Source organism: Rhizobium jaguaris, from assembly GCF_003627755.1.
Taxonomy (GTDB): domain Bacteria; phylum Pseudomonadota; class Alphaproteobacteria; order Rhizobiales; family Rhizobiaceae; genus Rhizobium; species Rhizobium jaguaris.
The window spans coordinates 452,461-475,664 of the sequence record NZ_CP032694.1; the positions used below are offsets into that span (position 1 = coordinate 452,461).

The 23,204-nt window shown below is 60.9% G+C and carries 26 protein-coding genes and 2 pseudogenes; 19 read left to right on the top strand and 9 right to left on the bottom strand.

Annotation, left to right across the window (positions count from 1 at the left end; translation table 11 throughout):
• Positions 1-391 precede the first annotated feature (391 nt).
• Complete coding sequence (locus CCGE525_RS38190) at positions 392-559, top strand: hypothetical protein (protein WP_162950110.1); 168 nt, start codon at positions 392-394, stop codon at positions 557-559.
• A 171-nt stretch (positions 560-730) separates the two neighbouring features.
• Positions 731-1,294: a methylated-DNA--[protein]-cysteine S-methyltransferase gene (locus CCGE525_RS02180; RefSeq protein ID WP_120702847.1), complete on the top strand. Its 564-nt coding sequence runs from the start codon at positions 731-733 to the stop codon at positions 1,292-1,294.
• A gap of 56 nt (positions 1,295-1,350) precedes the next feature.
• Here CCGE525_RS02180 and CCGE525_RS02185 read toward each other — a convergent pair.
• A pseudogene (locus CCGE525_RS02185) lies at positions 1,351-2,733 on the bottom strand (MFS transporter).
• 321 nt (positions 2,734-3,054) lie between these two features.
• On the opposite strand from CCGE525_RS02185, the gene CCGE525_RS02190 reads away from it, so the two are divergent.
• Positions 3,055-3,483 (top strand): VOC family protein, encoded by a 429-nt coding sequence (locus CCGE525_RS02190; protein WP_120702848.1) that lies wholly within the window; start codon positions 3,055-3,057, stop codon positions 3,481-3,483.
• 216 nt (positions 3,484-3,699) lie between these two features.
• On the opposite strand, the gene CCGE525_RS02195 is transcribed toward CCGE525_RS02190, so the two are convergent.
• The gene (locus tag CCGE525_RS02195; RefSeq protein ID WP_120702849.1) at positions 3,700-4,224 is read right to left on the bottom strand and encodes a hypothetical protein; all 525 of its coding nucleotides are present in this window, start codon (positions 4,222-4,224) and stop codon (positions 3,700-3,702) included.
• Between the two features lie 24 nt (positions 4,225-4,248).
• Entirely contained in the window at positions 4,249-5,067 is an 819-nt protein-coding gene (locus tag CCGE525_RS02200; RefSeq protein ID WP_120702850.1) for a class I SAM-dependent methyltransferase, read from the bottom strand.
• 122 nt (positions 5,068-5,189) lie between these two features.
• On the opposite strand from CCGE525_RS02200, the gene CCGE525_RS02205 reads away from it, so the two are divergent.
• Positions 5,190-6,164 (top strand): LysR family transcriptional regulator, encoded by a 975-nt coding sequence (locus CCGE525_RS02205; protein ID WP_120702851.1) that lies wholly within the window; start codon positions 5,190-5,192, stop codon positions 6,162-6,164.
• Positions 6,165-6,235: 71 nt separating this feature from the next.
• Here the strand turns inward: CCGE525_RS02205 and CCGE525_RS02210 are convergent, their stop codons facing one another.
• Positions 6,236-6,604, bottom strand: coding sequence for a YciI family protein (locus CCGE525_RS02210; protein WP_120702852.1), 369 nt, complete (start codon positions 6,602-6,604; stop codon positions 6,236-6,238).
• Positions 6,605-6,898: 294 nt separating this feature from the next.
• Here CCGE525_RS02210 and CCGE525_RS02215 point away from each other — a divergent pair, with 294 nt between their 5' ends.
• The 9 genes from CCGE525_RS02215 (at position 6,899) to CCGE525_RS02260 (ending at position 13,787) form a co-directional block, all read left to right on the top strand.
• The gene (locus CCGE525_RS02215; protein ID WP_120702853.1) at positions 6,899-7,246 is read left to right on the top strand and encodes a YciI family protein; all 348 of its coding nucleotides are present in this window, start codon (positions 6,899-6,901) and stop codon (positions 7,244-7,246) included.
• A 5-nt stretch (positions 7,247-7,251) separates the two neighbouring features.
• Positions 7,252-8,517 carry an RNA polymerase sigma factor gene (locus CCGE525_RS02220; protein ID WP_120702854.1) on the top strand — a complete coding sequence of 422 codons (1,266 nt, stop codon included), beginning with the start codon at positions 7,252-7,254 and terminating at the stop codon, positions 8,515-8,517.
• Between the two features lie 188 nt (positions 8,518-8,705).
• The gene (locus CCGE525_RS02225) at positions 8,706-9,176 is read left to right on the top strand and encodes a GbsR/MarR family transcriptional regulator (RefSeq protein ID WP_245472074.1); all 471 of its coding nucleotides are present in this window, start codon (positions 8,706-8,708) and stop codon (positions 9,174-9,176) included.
• A gap of 67 nt (positions 9,177-9,243) precedes the next feature.
• Positions 9,244-9,927: a methyltransferase family protein gene (locus CCGE525_RS02230; RefSeq protein ID WP_120702855.1), complete on the top strand. Its 684-nt coding sequence runs from the start codon at positions 9,244-9,246 to the stop codon at positions 9,925-9,927.
• Positions 9,928-10,466: 539 nt separating this feature from the next.
• The gene (locus CCGE525_RS38750; protein ID WP_342637431.1) at positions 10,467-10,667 is read left to right on the top strand and encodes a hypothetical protein; all 201 of its coding nucleotides are present in this window, start codon (positions 10,467-10,469) and stop codon (positions 10,665-10,667) included.
• Positions 10,668-10,829: 162 nt separating this feature from the next.
• Positions 10,830-11,270 (top strand): lipid-binding SYLF domain-containing protein, encoded by a 441-nt coding sequence (locus CCGE525_RS02240; protein ID WP_120702856.1) that lies wholly within the window; start codon positions 10,830-10,832, stop codon positions 11,268-11,270.
• Between the two features lie 568 nt (positions 11,271-11,838).
• Positions 11,839-12,720, top strand: coding sequence for an AraC family transcriptional regulator (locus CCGE525_RS02250; protein WP_120702857.1), 882 nt, complete (start codon positions 11,839-11,841; stop codon positions 12,718-12,720).
• Between the two features lie 267 nt (positions 12,721-12,987).
• Positions 12,988-13,299 (top strand): ArsR/SmtB family transcription factor, encoded by a 312-nt coding sequence (locus CCGE525_RS02255; protein WP_120702858.1) that lies wholly within the window; start codon positions 12,988-12,990, stop codon positions 13,297-13,299.
• Positions 13,300-13,301: 2 nt separating this feature from the next.
• Entirely contained in the window at positions 13,302-13,787 is a 486-nt protein-coding gene (locus tag CCGE525_RS02260; protein ID WP_120702859.1) for an SRPBCC family protein, read from the top strand.
• A gap of 111 nt (positions 13,788-13,898) precedes the next feature.
• On the opposite strand, the gene CCGE525_RS02265 is transcribed toward CCGE525_RS02260, so the two are convergent.
• Entirely contained in the window at positions 13,899-14,534 is a 636-nt protein-coding gene (locus tag CCGE525_RS02265; protein ID WP_205587418.1) for a class I SAM-dependent methyltransferase, read from the bottom strand.
• A 228-nt stretch (positions 14,535-14,762) separates the two neighbouring features.
• On the opposite strand from CCGE525_RS02265, the gene CCGE525_RS02270 reads away from it, so the two are divergent.
• Positions 14,763-15,383, top strand: coding sequence for a PadR family transcriptional regulator (locus tag CCGE525_RS02270; protein WP_120702860.1), 621 nt, complete (start codon positions 14,763-14,765; stop codon positions 15,381-15,383).
• A gap of 3 nt (positions 15,384-15,386) precedes the next feature.
• Positions 15,387-16,685 carry an FAD-dependent oxidoreductase gene (locus CCGE525_RS02275; RefSeq protein ID WP_120702861.1) on the top strand — a complete coding sequence of 433 codons (1,299 nt, stop codon included), beginning with the start codon at positions 15,387-15,389 and terminating at the stop codon, positions 16,683-16,685.
• Positions 16,686-16,850: 165 nt separating this feature from the next.
• Here the strand turns inward: CCGE525_RS02275 and CCGE525_RS02280 are convergent, their stop codons facing one another.
• On the bottom strand, positions 16,851-17,609 hold the full coding sequence (locus CCGE525_RS02280; RefSeq protein WP_120702862.1) for an SDR family NAD(P)-dependent oxidoreductase: 759 nt from the start codon (positions 17,607-17,609) through the stop codon (positions 16,851-16,853).
• The gene (locus tag CCGE525_RS02285; protein ID WP_245472075.1) at positions 17,602-18,003 is read right to left on the bottom strand and encodes a hypothetical protein; all 402 of its coding nucleotides are present in this window, start codon (positions 18,001-18,003) and stop codon (positions 17,602-17,604) included. Before CCGE525_RS02285 ends, CCGE525_RS02280 begins: the two co-directional genes overlap by 8 nt.
• Positions 18,004-18,203: 200 nt before the next feature.
• Here CCGE525_RS02285 and CCGE525_RS02290 point away from each other — a divergent pair, with 200 nt between their 5' ends.
• Positions 18,204-18,698 (top strand): TetR/AcrR family transcriptional regulator, encoded by a 495-nt coding sequence (locus CCGE525_RS02290; protein WP_245472076.1) that lies wholly within the window; start codon positions 18,204-18,206, stop codon positions 18,696-18,698.
• Positions 18,699-18,814: 116 nt separating this feature from the next.
• On the opposite strand, the gene CCGE525_RS02295 is transcribed toward CCGE525_RS02290, so the two are convergent.
• Entirely contained in the window at positions 18,815-19,711 is an 897-nt protein-coding gene (locus CCGE525_RS02295) for a LysR family transcriptional regulator (RefSeq protein ID WP_120702864.1), read from the bottom strand.
• Between the two features lie 275 nt (positions 19,712-19,986).
• On the opposite strand from CCGE525_RS02295, the gene CCGE525_RS02300 reads away from it, so the two are divergent.
• The 3 genes from CCGE525_RS02300 to CCGE525_RS02310 all read left to right on the top strand — a co-directional run bounded on the left by CCGE525_RS02300 (position 19,987) and on the right by CCGE525_RS02310 (position 22,628).
• Positions 19,987-20,721, top strand: a complete 735-nt coding sequence (locus tag CCGE525_RS02300; protein ID WP_120702865.1) for an SDR family NAD(P)-dependent oxidoreductase — start codon at positions 19,987-19,989, stop codon at positions 20,719-20,721.
• 216 nt (positions 20,722-20,937) lie between these two features.
• On the top strand, positions 20,938-21,537 hold the full coding sequence (locus CCGE525_RS02305; protein ID WP_120702866.1) for an NADPH-dependent F420 reductase: 600 nt from the start codon (positions 20,938-20,940) through the stop codon (positions 21,535-21,537).
• A 620-nt stretch (positions 21,538-22,157) separates the two neighbouring features.
• Complete coding sequence (locus CCGE525_RS02310) at positions 22,158-22,628, top strand: DUF1801 domain-containing protein (protein ID WP_120702867.1); 471 nt, start codon at positions 22,158-22,160, stop codon at positions 22,626-22,628.
• Between the two features lie 408 nt (positions 22,629-23,036).
• On the opposite strand, the pseudogene CCGE525_RS02315 reads toward CCGE525_RS02310, so the two are convergent.
• Positions 23,037-23,195: pseudogene (locus CCGE525_RS02315) on the bottom strand (GMP synthase (glutamine-hydrolyzing)); the annotation flags it as partial.
• Positions 23,196-23,204: the final 9 nt, after the last annotated feature.

Genomic DNA, 23,204 nt, shown 5'->3' on the forward strand with positions numbered 1-23,204 from the left:
ACGCCACCATAAGCTTATCGATTTCGTCACAGACCGCTGCATCGGGCAATAGGGCGAAATACAGATTCGCCGATCCCTGCCTTGCTTGTCCCCGTTGGGGCGGAGTCTCCGGTTCTGTCAGCCCAAATGGAAGCTGTGTTTGTCTAACGTCGGACATTTGATACCTCCCAGCCCAGGGAATGTGCCTCGCTCCCTTCTGCCAAGCTAATCTCAACTCCCGCCACAGATCAAGAACGAAAAGAGAACATTGTGCTCGATATTTCCTGGCCGAACATCGCGCGGCCGACTTTTCTGGTTTGGGATATGCACCGCGCCGAATAAAGCCGCCCACTCGATTGTTCACTGTAGGTCAGGGCATTTACGCCCGCTCTCAACAAGGGAATGATCTCACATGTTGATAAAAGCCATCTTCTCCGCGGTGTTTTTTGCCCTCATCGGCCTCAGTGTTTCCGCTTGCTCCACCACCGGAGGCGGCGGCGGTATGTCGCATTCCTCCCCGGGCGGTGGTACGTCGGGTGGCGGCAGTATGGGTGGCGGCGGTATGGGCGGCGGATATTGATAACCTCCCAAGCTAGGTGGGAAGCGGTGCGGCGACGTTGCCACGGCAGCCTCGGCATCGCTTCCTTCAACCGGTAAAATGTTGGGAACAATCGCCCTGCGCAAGAATCGGGTTGAATTCGAGCGTCGGGCGCACGATTTTCATGGCAAGTGGAAACACGGAGACTTTGCCATGAACGAGACAACGCAACATTATCTGATCTTCGAAACCGCTGGCGGTTTCTGCGGAATTGCGTGGAACGATATCGGCATAACGCGCTTCCAACTGCCGACGAAAAGCGCCGACGCGACCGAGCGCCTCATGCTTCGCCGCCTGCCGTATGCCAGGCCCGGCGTACCGACGCCCGATGTGGTGGAAGCGGTTGCTGCCGTGAAGCGCTATTTCGCTGGCGAGGAGATCGACTTCTCCAGCATCAAGCTGGACCTTAGCGAGCAGGACGATTTCTTCAAGCAGATCTATGCCGCCGCGCGGCAGGTGGGATGGGGACACACAACCACCTATGGCGCGCTCGCCAAACAGCTCGGCGCCGGGCCGGAAGCCGCGCGCGACGTCGGCCAGGCCATGGCCAGGAACCCCGTGGCGCTGATCATCCCCTGCCACCGCGTCCTGGCCGCCGGCGGCAAGATAGGCGGCTTCTCGGCGCCCGGCGGTTCGAGCGCCAAGGCTCGCATGCTGGAACTGGAAGGCGTGCAGCTCGCGCCGCTGAAGCCTGTGCAGCAAACGCTGGGTTTCTGAGCTGAAGCCGAGGATAATCCACAGGCGAAGGACAGATGCGGATTTGTCCTCGTGACTTATTTCGTCGTGCCCCAGCCGTTGATCGTCGTCGCTACCGCCGCGCCAACCAGCAGCGTTGTGGAGACGACCAGCGCTTCCCGCGCACCGGTGACAAAGGCGTTCATCTGGCCGACGAGCGATCCAAACAAGGCCACTCCAAGGACGCTGCCGGTCTGTCGCGCGGAGTTAAGAACGCCGGCGGCCACGCCCGAGCGCGCCTTCTCGACGCTGCCTAGCAGCGTCGATGTGAGCGGCGGGACCAACAGTCCCAATCCGGCGCCCATTGCGAGGAACTGAACGAGCATCGCCCAATAATTTGTACCATGTCCGATGCCGAGGAGGGCGAAGCAGCCTGCGGCTGCGATCAATGCCCCGGCGGCGATAACCGGAAGCGCTCCAAATCGATGGGCGGCCGGGGCCGCCAAGAGGTTGGCGGGAAGGACCGCCCCCATCATCGGAAGAAAGGCCATGCCCGTCTCGAAAGGTGAAAGGTCGTTGACCTGCTGAAAGTAAAGGCTGAGCACGAAGATCAGACCATAAAACGGCACGTTCACCAATAGGCCCACAAACGACATCTGCGAGAACATTCGACGTTTGAACAGCGCAAGCGGCAGCATGGGCTGCCTGACGTGTTGCTCCTGCAACAGGAACAGCGCAACCAAGATCGCGGAAACAACAAATCCCGCGATAACCCAGGAATTGCCCCAGCCTGAGATCCCACCTTCGATGATTGTTGCGGCGAGGCAGCCCAACGCGCCGATTGCCATAGCCTGGCCGGCGAGGTCGAGCTCACGACGCGGCGATGGCTTGGTCTCGCCTGCCCACCGCCATGTCAGCCAAAGGCCTGCGAGCCCGATCGGCAGATTGACCAGAAATATACTCCTCCAGCCGACGATTGCGATCAGGCCGCCGCCTGCGAACGGACCCGCCGTAAGCGCGAGGCTCGCGCCGGCGGCCCAGATCCCAACCTAACGCCCACGTTCCTTTTCATCGGGATAGGCATGATTGAGAAGGGCGAGTGAGCTAGGAACAAGAATGGCCGCGCCCATGCCCTGCAAGACCCTGGCCGCAATCAGAATCACAGCCGAGGGCGCCAGCGCGCAAGCGAGTGACGCCGCCGTGAAAATGGCGAAGCCGGCCATGAAGGTCTTCTTCGCGCCGATGCGATCACCCAGCGCGCCGGCCGTCAGGATCAACGCGGCGAACGTAATCGTATAGGCGGTGACCACCCACTGGAGCTCGGGCACGCCACCGCCCAGCGCACTGCCAATGCTGCTTAAGGCGGTGTTGACGATGGTCACGTCGAGCTGAACGACAGCATAGCCGAGGCTCATCCCGGCGAGTGTCAATGACTTCGCTAGTCTTGAACGATCATCTTTGTTTATCGCATTCTTCGGCATGACTCCTCCTGCCAAGTGCAAAGCACTCGATGTTTCGCGATGTCTGGTGCGCCCAAACGGAGTCAATGCGGCAGCACGGTTACCGTTCCTCGAAGGCAATGTACAAATTGTTGATCGGTCGATTTGTCTAAGCCCTAGGTAGGCACGACACGTCCAACCCGCCCGCAAAAGACAATCGCCACTTCATGAACCGGGCGCGGCCGCATCGCCTTGACCAAATTGCCAAGGAGTCTGACTTCCGGCGTTTTTGCGGTCATCGTCTCGATTTATGAAACGAACTCCCGATCGCTTGCGTTCATCCTGGGCAAAGGAGGAGACGCCATGGAAGAAATCACAAACACCAGAGTCTTGTTCATCGCGGGCTTCGGCCCGATTGTCCGTGAGGCGGCGGCAAGCCGCCAGCTATACGCCCAGACATTCGGTATTCCCTTCAAGGAGGAGAAAGGTGGTTACCTCCACACCGAGGCGCTCAAGGGAGCGCAGACTTTCGCCCTGTGGCCGCTCTCTGAGGCCGCTCAGTCCTGTTACGGGAAGGACTCCTGGCCCAGCGATGTTCCTGTCCCGCAAGCCTGGATTGAGTTTGACGTCGACAATGTCGAAAAGGCTACGGCGGAGCTTGAATCACGAGGTTATCGAATGCTGGTCAAGAACAAGAAGGAACCGTGGGGTCAGACTGTAAGTCGCTTCATTGGGCCAGAAGGATTATTGGTCGGGGTCACCTTTACCCCATGGATGCGAGAAGAGACGTAGGAAGCCAAGCCGCGTGCGGATTCTGATGATGCAGTATCGAGATGGTGAGGCCAGCAATGACGATGGTCTTGACCAGGCGCGCCCCGTAATCCTGTTCCTCTGCGATAATTTGGCATCCCTACGGGTGACGGCTTCCAATCAGGCAGGATGGGAACGAGGGTGCCGGTTGCCATGGCATCCTCGATCAGGAATTCGGGCAGATAGTGATGCCAAGATCTATGATGCGGCCGCATCACTGGTGAGGGAACGCACGGCCACAGGCTGAGGACGCACCAGCAAATAGAACGCGGCGATGTGGGTGATCATCAACAGCGGCACGTAGATAATCGGGATCGCGTAGGTGGCGCCGAGCTGCCCGGCCAACGCCGGAAGATCAAGCTGGTTGCCGTGATAATAGTCGACGATGAGGTCGACTGTTCCCGCAACATTGAAGCCGATGATGAACAGCCAAAAAAGCGGGCGTGTCCTGACGCTGAGAAGTGCCAGGATGGCGAGCAAGCCGGTTGCAAAATCGCCGTAAGCGGCAAATGTCGCGAAGGCGGCGGGCAGATTGGGGCCGACGACGCCGGGAACAATGAAGACGAGCCCGAAGAAGCGGAAACTGTGCAACGTGGCGATGGCACGTTGCGCTTCGACTTGGTCCATCGATTTGAGCCTGGGCCAGATATATGCTCCGAAGCACAGCAGCCACGGAACGTAGCCTAGAACAAGATGCAGCTGAAAGATGAGTGCAGTCGACATGGCGGTCTCCTATGACGCGCTAATTCACACGGCCTCGAACACTGCGGTCAGGATGCCGAGCCGGCCTTCCATGAGATTTCGTCCCAAGTTGGCGACAAGCTGCGCGAAGTCCGCTCCTATCACCACACCGAGATTTGGCGAGGGTGGCGGCCCCGACTCGCGCAGCTCGGCGATCCAGGCCTTGGCGGCCCCGGTGTCGTCTTGCCACGCGACGTTGCGAAAACCGACCGCCTCAATGGCCTCGCGCGTCGCGGCGGCCGTGAGTAGGAAGCTCGTTGCCGGCGTTCGCGCCCAAGGGACGGGATAGTGCGGCTCGCCGCCGTTCAACACGACGTCATAGGTGGCAAACCTGCCGCCTGACTTCAGCACGCGCCGGATCTCGCCGTAGAGGCGCGCTCGGTCGGAAATGTTCATTGCCACATGCTGCAGCAACACGACGTCGAAACAGTCATCGTCAAATGGAAGCTCCAACGCATTTCCGGTCTGGAACGACGCCTGCGCGCTCTGTCCCGTCCGCTCGGTCAGATAGCGCGCCGCATCGACGAACGGCTCGCTGAGGTCGACGCCCGCAACTTGACAGCCATAGGCTTCAGCCAGGAAGCGCGCCGGCCCGCCGACGCCCGAGCCGACATCCAGGACCGACATGTCGGCGGTGATTCCAGCCAACTTGGCAAGCTCGGCGGTTGCTGTGAGGCCGCGCGTGTGAAACTGGTCGAGAGCACCCAGTTGCCGGGGCGTGAGCCGCTGGTTCTCCGGCCCGAGGGCCGCGAGTGCTGTCCTCAACCGCTCGGTCAAGCCGGTCGCATGATAGTGGTCGCGAACGCTATCAAGGGTATCGGTCATTTCAAGGTTCCTCCAAAGCTTCTGACTGTTGTGGCGAGGCGGCATCGGGGTGGCGCCCGCCTTGCAAGTCAGATGTACGACTGCTTTCGCCGCGCGACTATTCGCTATAATGTTGACGGGCCATGAAGCAGAATTTCACAGTCAGACGAGGCGCGCTCGACGGTGTGGAGGCGTTCCTGAGCGTCGCCGAGCACCGCAGTTTTCGCAGGGCGGCTGCGGAACTGGGGGTGACTCCATCGGCGATCAGCCAAGTAGTGCGCGCACTTGAGGCGCGCGTCGGCGCGGCGCTTTTTCTGCGCACAACGCGCAGTGTCGGCCTGACCGAAGCGGGCGAACGATTCCTGTCGCGTGCAAAGCCGGCCTTCGAAGAGCTCGTTGCCGCAAGCGAGGTCGCCGGTCAACTCGGCGAGCGGCCGGCCGGACTGTTGCGCCTCGCCGTGCCGCGTTCGGTCGTGCCGATCCTGCTGGAGCCGCTGATCGCCTCCTTCTGCGAGGCCTATCCCGCAATCGAGGTAGAGATCGCGGTAAGCGAGAAGCTGGTCGACCTGGCGGCCGAGGGGTTCGATGCCGGTGTCCGGATGGGCGAATTCATCGCCGCCGACATGGTCGCGGTGCGGCTGACGCCACCGTTCCCCTTCGTCGTCGTCGGCAGCCCCGATTACCTGTCTCGGCGCAAGCGGCCGGAGCGCATCGACGATCTGCGCGACCACGCCTGCCTGCGCATGCGCCGCTCGAACGGGTCGGTCGCGCCTTGGTCCTTCGTCGACGGCGGCAAGGCGGTCGAAGCGATCGTCTCAGGGCCGCTCATCGCGCATGACTACCCCACGGTCCTGGGGGCTGCCATCCAAGGCGCGGGACTTGCACAGGTGCCCGGCCCACTCGCCGAAGCGGCTGTTGCCGATGGCCGGTTGCAAGCGCTGCTAACTTCCTTCGCCGTCACAACGCCTGGGGTTTTTCTGTACCACCCGGGCAAACGGCAGGTCTTGCCCAAACTCCGCGCGTTCATCGAGCATGTCCGATACCGGAGCAATGGCGTCCCGGGCATCAAAGCAACGCAACGGAGATTGCGCGAACGCCCTGATGCAAACCACTCCTGATGGGATGTCTGTAGTTTCCGCCATCCATCGCTGTCCGGTCACGGATTTCCGCACCTTCAGGCGTCAGATTTTCACTGCAGATCACCAGCCTCGTATAGCGGCCGGATTTCGATCTCGCTCGGTCCCGGCATGGGATTGGGGCAGCGCTTCACCCAGGCGACTGCCTCGTCCACGTCCTTGACGTCCCAGAGCCAGAAGCCCGCTACGAGCTCGCGGGTCGCGGCGAAAGGTCCGTCGATGACCGTACGGCCGGCACCATCGAACGCAATACGTTTGCCCTCAGAAGAGGGCTTGAGGCCGTCGCCCGTGAGCAGGATACCGGCATCCCGCAGTTCGTCATTGAACCTGCCCATCGCCTCCATCATCTCGATTGTCGCGGGGTCCCGGAAAAAGCCCTTTTCGCTGTCTTCGGTAGCCTTCACGAGCACCATTACACGCATCGCCTGTCTCCTTGTTTCAGCCGGCCTCATTGGCCCGGTATCGGAACGACGAACGGGGTTTTCGGAAACCGACACCATCCTGCGATTTTTTCGACGGCTAAGGCGCATCCTTGCGCTTAGAGTCGGCTCCAATGATTGGAATTCCACGAGCACTCCCGTCATAGTAGTCTCCACGATATTGCTGGTGAGGATGCCCCGATATTTCTTCCTGCACCCTGTCAAAATCTCGCCGGATCAAACGTCTTTGTCGCAGCGGGCCATGAGGCTGCGCGTATCGAGAGAAAGGAACGCGTCATGCAATATATGCTGTTAGTGTATCGGAGCGAAGCCAAGTACAAGGATGCCACCAAGGAGCAGAAAGCCGAGACGTTCGCTGCCTACGCGGCCTACACGGAAATCTTGAAAAAGGCCGGCGCGTTCGTGGCGGGCAGCGGATTGCAGGATTCCTCCCTGGCAACCGTGGTGCGCGCGCCGGATGGCAAGCCCACCGTTCTCAACGGCCCCTATATCGAAAGCAGGGAGCAGTTAGGTGGCTATTATATTATCGAGGCGGCTGATCTCGATGGCGCCATCGCCTGGGCGGCGCGTTGTCCCGGCGCTCGACAGGACACTGTGGAGGTTCGCCCTCTCATGGTCTATTGAATTGCATGTCGCAAGGAGATGACCAGTCTGCCATAAAAACTGCCGAGGCGGTGGCGCGCCGAAGCTATGGCAAGCTGGTCGCTATTCTCGCGGCGCGCACGCACGATGTGGCCGGAGCTGAAGACGCCTTGTCGGAGGCCTTTGCTTCTGCCTTGGCCGATTGGCCGGTCAATGGCGCGCCGTTGAGCCCCGAGGCTTGGCTGCTTGCCGTTGCCCGACGCAAGATGATCGACGCCGTAAGGCGCAGACGGGTAAGCGCTGTCGCCTCCGGGCATCTTCAGCTCATGGCGGAGGAGTTGGAGGCAACCGCGAGCCTGGTGCCGGAAATTCCGGACGAACGTCTGGCTTTGATGTTCGCTTGCGCGCATCCGATAATAGAGCCCGGAATCAGAGCTCCCCTGATCCTGCAGACGATCCTTGGGTTTGACGCACAGACGATCGGTTCCGCCTTCCTGGTCTCGCCGGCGGCAATGGGCCAACGGCTGGCGCGGGCCAAGCGCAAAATTAGGCATGCCAAGGTTCCCTTGCGCGTACCCGATAGGGCAGACATGCGCGCACGCCTGACGGCGGTATTGGAGGCGGTCTACGCGGCCTATACCGAAGGCTGGAGCGATCCAGCCGGCACCGATGCGAGCCTGCGCAATCTCGCAGAGGAGGCGATTTGGCTCGGCCGGCTGATCGTCACGCTCTTGCCTAAGGAGCCTGAAGCGCTCGGCCTGCTTGCGCTGATGCTCTATTCGCATGCGCGGCGTTGCGCCCGGCGCAGTCCGGCCGGCGAATTCGTGCCGCTGGCTGATCAAGATCCTGCTCTATGGGACGAAGGGCTGATCGACGAAGCTGAAGATCTGCTTGTTCGCGCCAGTGCGTTTGATGCTTTCGACCGCTATCAATTGGAAGCGGCCATCCAATCGGCTCATGTCGTGCGACGCCGTACGGGCGCGACGGATTGGGTGGCGATCGAGCGTCTCTACGATGGCCTTTGCGCAATTACCGGCTCGCCGGTGGCGGCAATTAATCGGGCAATCGCCGTAGCGCAGACGCGCGGGCCTGCCGCGGGGTTAGCGGCGCTGCCTGTGCTGGCCCTCGGCAGCCGGCTTGTCGAATATCAACCCTATTGGGCGGCGCGAGCTGAACTGCATACGAGAATGGGGGAAACGGCCGCCGCCCGCGAAGCCTATGACCAGGCGATTGCGCTGGAAATAGACCCCGCCGTCCGCCGCTTTTTGCAAAGGCGGCGGACGGAAAGCTTCGGCCAATATCGAACGACTTAGTGCTTCGATATTGCACCTATGCGCTCTGCCATCGCGGCTTTTTCCAAAACGGCTGTCGCCGCGTCCTTTGCCAATAAGAAGGGCGATGCATCGCCCGAGGTGTGCGAAAGTACCAAGGCACCATCGCATCAAGGTCGGGTCAGGCCATCGTCCTTGCCGTCAGCCACATTTTTCTCTATATTCGGAATATGCCGAATATACACAATAAATCGAACAAGGACGAGCAGCGGTTCATCGAGGATGTGGCTAGGCTGCTTACGCCTTGGGGTGTGCCGCCCGTCGCCGCCCGGCTCTACGGGTATCTGCTTCTCTGTCCTCGCCCCGTCACGCTCGATCAAATCACCGAAGACCTTGAGATCAGCAAGAGCAGCGCAAGCGTTGCCGCTCGGCTGTTGGAAAGCTACACCCTCGCGCATCGCCATAGCGAGGCTGGAACGAAGCGTGCGCTATATGCCGTAGCCGACGACTACGAAGCCATGATCCGGCAGCAGAACCGTCTGCTCGACGCGTTGGCCGGGCAGTTGAATGCCGGAGCCAGAATCGCCGCCTCAGAGACGGCAAGCGCGCGGCTCGAGGAAATGGCCGATTTCTATGGGGTGATGCGTGGTGCCATGGAGGCTGCCATGCGCCGCTGGAAGCGTGGTCGGCAACCGCGATGACGAGCGAATTCCCGCAGCGCGCTCGCCGTGCGGAAGACGCCAAGCTTCGACAGGAAAGGCAAGAAAAATGGGTCTCGTTCTAAACCTCTTCGTCCAGACGATCGTCTGGTTCGGCTTCATGGGTGCGATCATCTTTGTTGCTGCAGGCACGACGGACTACACCGGCGGGTGGCTGTATCTCGGTATGATGGTTGTGCTCTCAGCCGTTTTTGGGCTGCACATGATGCGCGTCGATCCCGGCCTGCTTAAAGAGCGACTGAAGCCGCCTGTACAAAAGGACCAGCCGTTCGCTGACAAGCTGATTCTCATCCCAATCCTGCTCCTCATATTTGGAGGAATGGTTTTCATGGCGGCAGATGCGGCGCGCTGGCACTGGTCGGCGATGCCATCTTCCGTGCAGTGGGCAGGATGCGGTCTCCTCCTGGCAGCGTTTTTGTTCATTTACTGGGTCATGCGCACGAACAGCTTCGCGGCGCCGGTCGTGAAAATACAAAAGGATCGTGGGCAGGCGGTCATCACAACAGGCCCTTATGCCATCGTCCGCCATCCGATGTATTTCGGCGCGCTCTTCTACATCGCTGGGACATCGCTCGTGCTCGGATCATGGTGGGGACTTGCGGCGGTCCCTATCCTCGCCATCCTATTCGGCATCCGGATCGGCATCGAAGAAAAAACGCTGCGCATGGGTCTCGAGGGATATGACGATTATGCGCGCCGCGTGCGCTGGCGTCTGATTCCGCTCATCTGGTGATGCGGCTCACCCGCATAGGAATGTCGGCAATCCAGAACTCAGCGGAGAAAGTCGGAGTTCAAATCAAATGAAGGATCCCAAGGTAAAGGCGTGGCTCTCGCTTATCGTGAGCTTTGCCCTCATGGGGCTCGCGCTGTTCCTCTCGGCGGGAACAATTCAGTACTGGCAGGCATGGGTTTATCTCGGAGTCGGCGCCGTATCGAGCGTCCCACTTACGCTGTACATCGTGAATGATCCGATACTCCTCGAGAACAGAACCAAGGCAGGACCGGGCGCAGAACAGCGACTCACGCAGAAGATCATCGTATTAGTCGCCGGTCTCCCGGGCATTGCAACATTCGTTGTGCCGGGGTTCGACCATCGTTTCGGCTGGTCGAGCGTGCCGCCTTGGCTCTCCATAGCGGGCAATCTTCTGATACTGCTGAGCATGTGGATAGTAACCGGGTCTTCAAAGAAACTCTTTCGGCTCCGCCACAATCGAAATCGGCAAGGACCAAAAGGTAGTCTCCACCGGCCCCTACGCGATCGTACGCAACCCGATGTATTCGAGCGCGGCGGCATATTTCATCGGCGCGTCTTTGGCCCTCGGCTCTTACTGGGGGCTCATCCCTGCCTTTCTCACAATTCTTGGTCTCGTCTGGCGACTGTTCGACGAAGAAAAATTCCTCGCCGAGAATCTATGCGGCTATAGCGAATATTGCGAGAAAGTCCGCTGGCATCTCATACCCGGCTTCTTCTAGTCGCGCAGCAGTCCGGCTTTTCGCGGACGTGCCGCCGGTCAGCGCGATTCAGCGTGCCCTTGGAACTAATGACGCGCGAGACTGTTGAGCTATAAGTTTGATACGACGCTGACGTCGTGCCCGGCCGACTGGGTAAGCGGCGCTCTTGAGGAGTATCTCATCATGAAGATTTCATCCAGATTTCGGTCAGTCGCGGTTGGCGTCATCGCCGCCGCGGGAGTTAGTTTTGCCAGCGTCGTGCATGCCGACAGCGGTAGGATCAGCTTCGCCGTCTACAAGGCGGCCTTTTTCGTCGGGGGTTCCGGCGGCGAGGGCACGCTGACCTTCCATGGTCACCGATATCCCGTCTCGATCGGCGGCATCTCGGGTGGCCTCGCGTTCGGTGCCTCCAAGACCTATTTCAATGGTACCGTGCGCCACATACGCCGCGCCCAAGATGTGACAGGCGTGTACGGTGCAGCAGGCGGCGGCGGCGCGGTCGGCAAAGGGGCCCAGATGATCGTCATGACCAATGACAAGGGCGCCCAGCTCGAACTCACGGGCAGGCAGGTTGGCCTTCAGGTCAATGCCGATATCAGCGGCATGAGCGTCAACGTGAGGTAAGGGCACCGCTCCGTTCGGCATTTCTTGGATGGGCCCGATTCGCTGAATCTAGCGATTGGGCACTTCCGGGAGAACCACTGAGGCTCGGGTAACTGTGCCGGGCCGTCCTCGCTCTGCCACTCCAGCCTGAGGCGAGAATGACGCCGCACATATCGATCCGTCGAAACTGTGGCTCCTTGAACGTCAAGACATTGTCATTAGAGGTTCCGAATGTGCTGGCGGGGCGATGCTTCATGCCCTGGTAGAAGGCGTCAATGATTCCATGCTTGAAATCAGCCCCCGGGGAAGGCGGCGACCACGGCCTCGAGCTGCGTGTCGGTAAACGCGTCGTAGCCCCAGCCGACCCCATCCATGCCGGCTCCCGCCTGCACTAGCGCGATTTCCGGATGCATGAATTCCGGTATGCCGGGCGTCGTGTGAAGCGCGCCAATTGAATTTCACTAAAATATTCTTCCGTTCGAATACTATCGGCCTCGGACCCGTCAGAAAACCACGCCAAACGGCAAGATCGGTCGAGCGCTGCGTGGCCTGGGGGATCTAATTTGAGCTGCCACGGAGACCAAGATGAATGACGTCAGCGCTTTGGAACTATCATGAGCGGATGCAGCGGGTGCTGCACTATATCGATCAGCACCTCGATGACGATCTCGATCTTGACGTTCTGAGCGGTATTGCGGCCTTCTCGAAGTTTCATTTCCACCGGCAGTTTACGGCGACCTTCGGGTTATCCGTGCATCGCTATGTCCAGCTTGCCCGCATGAAGCGCGCTTCATACCGGCTGGCCTACAGGGACGACGAACGCGTCACGGACATAGCGATTGATGCTGGCTACGATGCACCGGATGCCTTCGCCCGTGCCTTTCGGCAACGGTTCGGGCAATCGCCATCGTCGTTCCGGAAGTCTCCCGACTGGGAGCCGTGGCTTGCGGCCTTCGGGCCTCTCGACAACGCGAGGAGCAAGCTCATGCAGAAGACTTTTACGACTGGCGATGTGACGATTCGCGAAGTGCCTCCCACGCCGGTGGCGATCATGGAACATCGGGGCGACCCGGCGACGCTCGGCGCCACCATCCAGCGGTTCATCGCGTGGCGTAAGGCCGCTGGCCTGCACCCCAGGACAAGTCCGACCTTCAATGTCTGGCGTTCCGAGCGGCGTCCTGCGTCGCCCGCCGATTATAGCGTGGACCTTTGTGTCGGGACCGACCAACCGATCGAGGCGAACGGCGAGCGGATCAAAGCCGGCGAGATCCCTGGCGGACGCTGCGCGGTGCTGCGCGTCGTTGGCAACACCGACAATCTGGAGCCCGCCGCGCTCTACCTATATCGCGACTGGCTTCCCGCCAGCGGCGAGGAAGCACGTGACTTCCCGATCTATTGCCAGCGGCTGAGCTTCTTCCCGGAGGTGCCGGAGCATGAGGCGGTGGCGGAGTTGTTTCTGCCGCTGAAATAGTGCCCCCTGACGGCGGCTTGTCCATTCTGATAGCTGGAAGCGACAGGCCGTTGTCCACCTCAGGCCGATCGGAGGCTTGTACCCTCGCTGCACGGCGAAGGCCTGCCAGATGGCCTCATAGAGGCCGTCCTTGCGGATTTCGTCGAGATAGATGGCACTGGCCTTGCGTAGGATTTCGGGCGTCTCCCGAATGAGGACAGCCGTGACGATCTGGAGCGGCGTGGCCCGCCGTCTGACAATTTCATCAGTTTACACTAATCATAAGTCATGACTGTTGAACACGCCCAGCTAGCAGCCCTTGGCGACCAGACCCGCCGCGTGATTTTTGAACTGATCGCGGCCCGTCCTCGCTCGGTCGCTGAAATTACGCGGGAGGTGACGGTGTCCCAGTCGGCCGTTTCCCAGCATCTCAAGGTGCTGCGCGAATCGCGCCTAGTTCGAGCCGAGCCGAAGGGTGCCAGCAACGTCTATCACATCGATCCGGCGGGGCTTGGCCAGATGCGCGCCTGGCTCGACCGGTTCTGGAGCACCACACTGGCGGCCTACAAGATGACCGTCGAGCAACCACCAGAGGAGTGACGATGAATACCACCATACCAGTCGCGTCCGTAAGGCAGTCCGTCGTGGTCGAGGCGCCGATCGAGCGCGCATTCAAGGTCTTCACCGAGGATTTCGGCAGCTTCAAGCCGCCCGAGCACAATCTGCTTGCCGTCCCGATCGTAGAGACGGTGTTCGAGACGCGCGTCGGCGGCCACATCTACGACCGCGGCACCGACGGCAGCGAATGCCGCTGGGCTCGCGTGCTGGCTTACGAGCCGCCCAACTGGGTGCTTTTGAGCTGGAACATCAACCCGCAATGGCAAATAGAGACCGATCCGGCTAAGACGAGTGAATGGGAAGTGCGGTTCATTGCCGAGACGGCGAGCCGGACCCGTGTCGAGCTGGAACACCGGCATCTGGAACGCCATGGCCAAGGTTGGGAAAGCGAGCGTGATGGTGTTGCCGGTGATCAGGGCTGGCCACTGTACCTCAAGCGGTTCGCCGACCTGTTCGCCGTTAAGGCCTGATGGTCGCTCGTTCGGCTCCCCTGGGACGGGGACATCCTGCTCGCAGGGATTGCTCCGTCCTGTTTTGATCTTGACCCTAAGGAACCAAGTTTGCGGCTGGCTGATGGGGCCTCACGGTCTTATCGCGAGCATGCCGAAGTTCTGGTCGCGATCGATGAGCCGTGCATCCTCGAAACCGGCTGCGGTGAGGCTCTCAACGAGGCCCTCCCTCTGCTGCAACGAATGCGGAGTAAACCCGAGCGCGATCCGACCGCCTGTGCGCAGGACACGTCGGATCTCGCGGAGGCCGGCCGGAGCATCCTGCCACAGTTGAAACGAATTGATCGCGAAGGCCGCTTCGAAGCTTGTGTCGTCAAAAGGCAGGCGCTCCGCCGACCCCTCGACGAGCGAGACACGGCCCGCGGCGACGGCGGCATGGTTGCGACGCCGAGCCATTGCCAGCATCACTGGCGAGGGATCGACCCCTGCAATCTCAGCGGTGGGTGCGGCCGCAAGCACCGCAGCGATGCCCTCACCCGGCCCGAAGCCGATCTCGAGGACGCGCTTCTGTGGCGCGAGCGCGAGACACTCGGCGACCCAGGCTGCGCAGCCGCGATTGGTCCGCGCCATGAGCCGCCCGCCGAACAAGCCGAGCAGGCCACTCGGGTGACCGAACATGCGCCGCAGAACAGCTCCGCCCAGGCCCATCAGCTCTTCCTCGCAAACCTCCCTTGCACCGAAAGCGCCCGCCTTTTCGCCGACGATCACGCCGAGCGCCTCGCGGACAGAAGGGCTGCATAGTCTCTCGATGCGCGGACCGCGCGCCTAGCGATCTCAAATGGTCCGCGGGGGCTGGCCCGATTTCCATGAATGTTTACCCGGTTTCGCCCACGCGGCCAAGCGGGACGCCAGGTCGCAAGCGAGGATCCGACGAGCAGGAGTGGGCGGTTAGAAACTGTATTGACTAGTTATTTAATGACTAGTAATATTCATACTATGTTGTCTCCCAAACGCTCGCCCATCGCCCTTGCTATCCTGGCCATGCTGTATGAAGCGCCGATGCATCCCTACCGCATGCAGCGTCTCATCAAGGAGCGCGGTAAGGACGAGGTGATCAATGTCACGCAACGGGCGAGCCTCTATCAGACGATCCAGCGTCTCGACCGGGAAGGCTTGATCTCCGCGCGGCAAACCATCCGCGACGACAAGCGGCCGGAACGCACGGTCTATGAGATCACCGAGAGAGGTCGCGCGATCGTGGTCGAGTGGATGCGCGAGATCCTCTCTAAGCCGGGGATGGAATATCCCGAGTTTCCGGCCGCTGTATCTTTTCTTCCACTGCTCTCGCCCGAAGACGCGCTGCGCCAGCTCGAGCTGAGAGCAAAGGCCATCGAAGCCGAGCTTCATCGTACTGGCGAGCTCCTGAAGCAGGCTGGAGGCCTTCCGCGGCTCTTCCTCTTGGAGGCGGAGTACGCCCGCGCAATGCAGGCCACCGAATTGTCCTGGGTAAAGGCCGTCGTCGGGGACCTCCGCGCCGGACACCTCACCTGGAGCGAGGCCTGGTTGCGGCAGATCGCAGCGCAATTCTCCCCTGATCTCGCAAACGGCTCGGAGTGACCTATGCACGTCCTGATCATCGGCGCCGGCACTGGCGGACTGGCCCTGGCTCACGCGCTCAAGCAAGCGGGCATCGACGTCTCCGTGTTCGAGCGCGACCTCGTGCCGAACGCCGATACTGGTGGTTACCGCGTTGGCATCAGTCCGGCGGGAAGCCGGGCGCTCAAAACCTGCGTTCCGCCCGACATTTACGACCTGTTCGTGGCAACCTGCGCCCGCGCGCCACGCAACTTCAGCATGCTGACCGAACGCTTTGCCGAAGTCCTGTGCCTCGAATTGGACGGCGTGGCGGCTGAAGCCATGGACGGCGAGAAGAATGTCATCCGCAAGACGCTGCGGCGCGTGCTGTTGATGGGGCTCGAAGACCAAGTTTCCTTCGGCAAGCGCTTTGAGGGATTTACGCAGAACCCCGACGGATCGGTCACGGCCCGCTTCGAGGATGGGAGCTCAGCAAGTGGCGATGTCCTGATCGGCGCTGACGGCTCGGGCTCCGCCGTGCGCAAGCAGCGCCTGCCTGAGGCTCGGTTGGAAGACACGGGAATTGTCTCTATCGGCGGCAAGCTTCCGATGACCGCCGAAAGCAAGGCGCTGCTGTCGGAAAAGATGTTCTACGGCATGTCGATGATTATGGCGCCGAAGGGCTTCGGCGGGATCATCCATTCGCTGGAATTCCCGCAAAGTCGGACCAATCCGGACTTCGCCGCGCGCTGGCCGAACTTCGTCGAATTGCTTGATGCCGACAGCATTGGCTGGGCCTTGTGGGGCGCCCGCCAGAATTTTCGGAAAGACCCGACCACTTTGGACGGCGATGAGTTGCAGCATCTGGGGCTCGAGCTGACGCGCGACTGGCATCCGCATATGCGTGCGCTCATTCGGTTGACTGAGCCCGCGGCAATTCACCACCTTGGCATGAGAACCTCGGTCCCGCTGTCGCCATGGGAAAGCTCCAACGTCACTCTGCTCGGCGACGCGATCCATACCATGACCCCAGGGCGCGGCGCCGGGGCCAATACAGCGCTCCGCGACGCCGCGCTGCTCGGCCAATTGCTGGTCGAGGTCCACCAAGCGCAAAGGCCGCTTGTTCAGGCCATCCACGATTACGAAGTCGAGATGCTTCGCTACAGTACCGAGGCGGTCAACGAATCGAAGAAGCAGATGAGCTCGACCGACCTGATTCACAGGCCGATCGTCGGCGCCTTGCAGCTCGCCCTCATGCGAGGCGCCATGCGCGTCGTCAACGCTGTCCCCATGCTGAAGCGGCGGATCCTGCCAAATATCATGCGGGTTCGTGGCGCGAATTGAACGGCTCGGTGGCCTCTGAAATGCCGGGCGTCCATCGAGACGCCAACCGAAATTCGGAATCGATGACAGACTCCGATCCCGGTTTGCCAGCAGAAAGGCCGTCAGCCTACGCCCACAGCGCGTGGGGACGTGGGTGCCGGCACCAATCGATGAGCGCCTCGCTTGTCAGACCATCACAGCGCCACCAGCAACATCCAAAACAACGCCAGTTATCCATGACGAGCGATAGGAGGACAGGTAAAGGGCGGCTTCTGCGACGTCTTCCGGGCTACCTAAGCGGAGCAACGGGTGTTGCTCGGCCATGGTGATTTGCTGGTCGCCAGGTATGCGCTCGCGATTGCGGTCCGTGAGAATCGTTTCAGGCGCAATGCAGTTCGCGCGTATGCCGAATGGCCCGACCTGTGAAGCAAGCGCCTGAGTCATAAGCTCAACGCCTGCTTTTGCCGCGGCGTAAGGCATGGGCGATCGTGGGTGCGGGCGGCGGCCAGCGGCCGAGGAGATGGTAATGATCGCGCCGCGACGGCGCGTTTTCATGCCGGGCACGAAACTCTTCAGCGTGAGAAATGTGGTCGTGAGATTGCCTTCGATTGACGCATGCCAGCCTTCTTCAGGAATGTCTTCCAGTGCGGCGGGCGGGGTGTAACTTCCGCCGGCATTGGCCACGAGTATATCGACCGGACCAAGTTCTCGCTCCACCGCAGCGCGGATGCCTTCGACAGCCGCAAAGTCGGTCAGCTCACCGGTTATCGCAACCGCGCGGCCTCCTTGGTCCCGGATGGCGTTCACGACATGAGAGAGCGCAGGCATGTCGCGACCATGAACGGCCACTGCGGCGCCTGCGGCGGCGAACCGTTTGGCGATGGCAGCACCGATGCCGCGCGAGCTTCCGGTGACCAAGGCGACCTGACCGCTCAATTCAGACATAACGCGCAACCGCCATGCAGATTACGGTGATCGCGAGGAACCCGGCTGCCACGCGTTGCACCATCGCGATGCGCTTGCGCGCCGGCTCCTCACCCAACTGTCCTCGGCGCAAGCCAACCAGCGCGGCGAATCCTCCAAAGGCCTGGACAGCAAAAGCGATGAGAGCAGCAGCGATTCCAACAAGCAAGACCCGTTCGGCAGGCCCGATTCCGGCGTCATGCAACGCAGCCCAGAGATAGCCACCGGTCAACATTGCAACGGCCGCGGCTCCCGCCTGCGGATAGACCAAGCGCTCGCCTCCAAGCCCGGAGAGCCGCGCCAGTACGAACGCCGAGCCTGCCCAGAACACCGAACTGAGGACATGGACGGCGAGCACGATCACGATAAAAATCATAATAATGGCTTCCATTCTCCATAATTGGATTTACACATTGTAAGCCCACAATTGGATTTACACACTGTAAAATGAATAAGTCAAGCGATAAGCGGCGCTATCGGAGCGCCATCCGCGAGGCGGCAGCCGGGGAGAACCGCGTTCAGGTTCTGGCCGCAGCAATCAAGCTGCTCCGCACTGCCAACCCAAGCGCAATGAGCATGGAGGCCGTGGCCAAGGCGGCAGGCGTCACCCGGTTGACCGTTTACAATCAGTTCGGCTCACGCGGTGGTTTGCTGGAGGCAGTGTTCGACGAACTCGCGCGCGAAGGAGGGCTCGCGCGCATTCCCGAGGCGATGGCGCTGCCCGATCCGAGATCGGCACTTGATCGGCTGATCGAGATATTCTGTGATTTCTGGGCGTTCGATCCTGCGGTGGATCGCTTGAATCAAACAGCGTTTACGGAAACGGAGTTTGCCGCCGCGCTCGCGGCGCGCCATGAAAGGCGGCGCAAGGCGCTTTCGGTTGTATTGCAGCGACTGGCGCAGGACGGATACATCGCACAGGACAATTCCGAAGTCGCGACGGATGTGCTCTTCGCACTGACCTCGCCGGACTTCTTTCGCATGCTATCAACACGCCAGCGCAAAGAACCGGCCATCCGCACGCTGGTGCTTAGGCTTTGTCGTACCGCCCTGAAGGAATTTCAGAGTTAGATACAGCTCTCGCCTGTAGCTCAACCCTTTGTCAGAGGAGCCGCTTTCGTCCATCTTGATTGAATTCGGGCTGAAAATTCTTTCTTTCGACGGCCTCGCCAGCGACCTGCCGGGCGTCAGTCGCGCGATATGGACAGCCCCGCGAGAAGCGGAGCGTACGCGGCGAGCCTGCGGGATACGAACTCAGTGAAGAGCCGCACGCGCTTCGTCTTGCGTGTCTCCCCCTGGGTGAGAAGCCAGAGCGTTCCGTACATGTGCAGGTCGGTGCCTGGCACCCTCACCAGAAGGGGGTCGGCATCTCCAACGAAGCACGGCAGTGTCGTCATCCCGAGCCCGTGCCGTACCGCGGCGATCTGCGCCTCGGCGTCCGTGGTCCTGAACGGAACTCCGGTGGCGCGAACCTCACCCTCGCGAACCCAGTCCGGGATTCCATGAATGCTTATGACGGTCCACCGGATGGGATCAGGCGCGCCCGCACGCCACGCGGCGAGTCGATCGCGGGATATGTAGATGCCACCGAACAGCTCCGGCCCCTTCAGGCCGTGAAGATTGAGCGGCAGGGTTTTGCGGTCGTAGACGACGCGGATCGCCACGTCGGCCTCGCGGTTGGTCAGATTTGCCAGCTCGCCGGACGACAAGATTTCCATCTCGATGTCCGGATGCAGACGCGCGAAATCGGCAAAGTCGCGCATGAGCAGGTGTGTCGCGAGGGTCGGTGCCAGCGTTACCCGCAGAAGCCCGCGCACGCTCTGGTCGCGCCCGAAGACGCGCGTCTCCAGCTGGTGCGACGACGCTTCCATCTGGTTCGCGAGCTCGAGGACCTCCTCGCCCGCAGCCGTCAGGCGGTAGCCCGAAGGCAGCTTTTCGAACATCTGTGCCCCGAGGCGTTCCTCGAGCTGTGCGATGCGTCGCAGCACGGTCGAGTGATACACCCCGAGGCCCTCGGCGGCAGCCCGCACTGAGCCTCTGCGCGCCACGGCAAGAAAGTAGCGAATGTCATCCCAGTCGATCATGGTGCAATCCGGCACCACGCGGTGCGCCTTCCAAAGCCCGTATCTAAAGCATCGTACAGCAGTGTGGGCGGTCATCATAGCTTATGTCGATCTGCGCGGCCCAATTCCGAACGGTGGACACCGATCGTCGCGGCTGGCGTCAATCGTCCAGCCGGATCGATTTTGCACCACCGATGTGCGCGCTTCCGCACTCAACGCCTGACTCCGGCGGACCTATCTTGAGGTTCTCGGGGGCGTCCCCGAACGACCAAAGGCGGAGCCTGGAAGGAGAAGTCATGGGAAAGCTTGAAGGTAAGGTTGCGGTCATCACGGGTGGATCGAGCGGAATGGCGCTGGCGAGCGCCAAGCGGTTCGTTGAAGAAGGCGCCTATGTTTTCATCACGGGCCGGAGACAGGAGGCGCTGGACGAGGCCGTCAAGCTGATTGGCCGGAACGTGACCGGCGTGCGCGGCGACGCGGCCAATCTCGACGACCTCGACCGCCTGTTCGACGCAGTCAAGCAGGAAAAGGGCAAGATCGACGTCCTGTACGCGAGCGCCGGCATGGGCGAAGCCGTCCCACTAGGCGAGATTACCGAGCAGCACTTCGATGCGGCCTTCAACCTGAATACGCGCGGCACGCTGTTTACGGTTCAGAAGGCGTTGCCGCTGTTCAACGATGGCGGATCGATCTTCATGACTGGGTCCGTTGCTTCGGTGAAAGGTTTTCCCGGTTACGGCGTCTATTCGGCGAGCAAGGCGGCGTTGCGGTCATTCGCACGCACTTGGCTCAACGAACTGAAGGGCAGGAATATCCGGGTGAACGTGCTGAGCCCGGGGCCGATCGCCACACCGATGCAGGACCAAGTTCTCACCGAGGAGGCGAAGCGGATGTTTGAATCCCTGATCCCGCGGGGAAAGATGGGTCGTCCTGAGGAAATTGCGGCGGCCGCGGTATTTCTTGCTTCTGACGATTCCAGCTTCGTGAATGGGGTTGAGTTGTCAGTCGATGGCGGCTTCTCGGCCATCTGAAATCGCGCCTAATTGCGGGAAGTGGCTGACCGTCCGGCCGCGCGGAAGTCGTTCGCGGCAGGACGTCTACCCGTCAATTCAGGAATTCGAAGCGATGACGCGTATCGCTTGGGGTGGCGGCCCAAAGATCTCGCGAAGGTCACCATGCATCGAAACGGGTAACCCAGCGCCGTTGAAGGCCGGGGAATTAATACCCACACGGATTGGAGAAGTATCATGAGCTATGCGATTGTAGGATTCGGTGCGGTAGGCCAGGCCCTCGCCTGGGCCTTCGCCCGCAGGAACATCAAGGTGGCCGTCGCGGGCCGCCGGCCTCCCGAGGCGTTGGCGCCGCAGGCTCGGGCGATTGGACCCACGGTCGTCGCCAAGTCGCTGCGGGATGCACTCGAGGCCGATACAATCATCTTGGCGGTCCCGTTCGGGGAGCATCGCGGGGTTGCGAAGGCCCTGCCGAGCTGGAAAGGCAAGACGGTCATCGACGCGATGAACGCGTTGGTTCCCGTTGAGGAGCTGGACGGTCTCCTGTCCTCCGCCTTCGTCGCGAAGGCGTTCACCGGCGCCAAGTTCGTGAAAGGTTTCAATCACCTGATTGCGGCCACCTTGGCCGCCGATCCGATCGTCGAAGGCGGCCACCGGGTCGTCTTTCTGGCGAGCGACGACGAGGACGCGATCGCTCCTGTGGCGACCTTGGCCAAACAACTCGGATTCGCACCCGTCAATCTGGGAAGGCTCAACGAGGGTGGCGCGCTGGTGCACGCACGCGGCCGCACTTGGGGCCAGCTCATCTTCCAGGATTTGGTCAAGAAAGAGCAGTAACGCAGGCGTATGGACAGTGTTCGAAGAGCGGGAAAACGCACGACGGAGCGGCGGGGCGCCAGTATCTATCGACTGCTATCGATGGCTAGGATCCCCGGACGTCCTATGCCGCCCGCGACTACTCCATGCTACGCCCCTTCACTCCCACTCGATTGTGCGGACGACGTCTAAGCACCTAATTTTGCTCATACATTTTCCAGACGTATCACGTAACACCGCTTGGCGTCCCGTTAGAACTTTGAAGTGCTGATTTCATTGGAGAAATTCGGCAGAAAATTTTTTCGAGGTTTCGGAGACTATCGGCACACGAAAAAAAATCTCATCGTTCGTGTGCGCTTCGGCAAACAGATTGCTCGTGCAATCTACCGTCATTGCCTGCCTGACACCATACCGCTGCGGGGCAAGCCTGCTGGCGAAAAGCACCGAGGACCAAGGGCAAATCTGTTTGGCTTTCAGCCCTCTCTATCCAACGAGCTCCATCATATCTGTCCGAGCGCTACGGCGAATTGCCTGTGGCGACAGGCCAACTAGACAACAATGTAAACTCTCGCTTAGGCTGCCACCTATGTCGAGGCAAGCCGAACTGCGGATGCCGCATCACGAATTAGATCGTTGGGGCCATGACAGTCAAAAAGGACACGAGAACGCCGCGGGCAAAAAGTGCCGAGCTTCTGGTAGCGATGACCGGCAAGGCGAGTCCCGCGAAAGCGGCCGAAGGCGACAAGCCGGTATTTGCCTATATCGAGAGCCTTCCCGAACCGCAGAAGAGCATCGCCAAATATGTCGATGCCTTGGCCGCCAAGGCACTGCCGGACCTCAAACGCGCGGTGAAATGGGGAATGGCTTACTATGGCGTTCCCGATGGGTGGTGCTTCACTTCCGGCGCCTTCGTCGGTCACCTGAAGCTGATGTTCATCCGAGGTAACGAACTGCAACCAGAACCCCCGGTGACACCGATCGGAATGGGCAAGGCCACCCGCGGCGTCGAGCTGACCGCCATGGACGAGCTCGACGAAGACCAGGTGCTTTCGTGGATGGCTCAGGCCGCCGAGAAACCGTTCGTCGGGGCGGCGGAGAAGAGGAAGAAATAGGCCTCCTGGCGGCTTAGTGGGCCACCCGAATGCAGCCCGCGGCCGTAACGACAGCGGCGCCGCTGATACAAACCGTTGTCGTCTTTCTGCGTTACCTAAAGCGATTTCCGATAAGCCTGCATGGCATCCTGTTGATGATGGCTTTTGAGCGCAATGTCCGTCGACGGGTGACCGAATTGAGGGCGCAAAGCAGACACGCCTTTTTGCACGCTATTCGACGCCAGAGCACTCCCACCCATCGAAGCGGCTTTACATCATCCTGAGAGTGCGCGCAGATCGGTTCTGCGAGACAGAAACGGAGTAGGCAAGCCCAATGGGCGTGAAAGACAGACGAGAGAGGCAACTAAGCAACGGCGAAAACCACCGCCGAACCTCCGCTATTGCCGCCGTTTGTATCCCCCGTCACTCTCACTCGATCGTGCCGGGCGGCTTCGACGTGACGTCGTAGACCACGCGGTTGATGCCGCGGACTTCGTTGATGATCCTGGTCGCGGCGCGGCCGAGGAATTCCATGTCGTCGTGATAGAAATCGGCCATCATGCCGTCGACTGAGGTGACGGCGCGGAGGCGACGCGG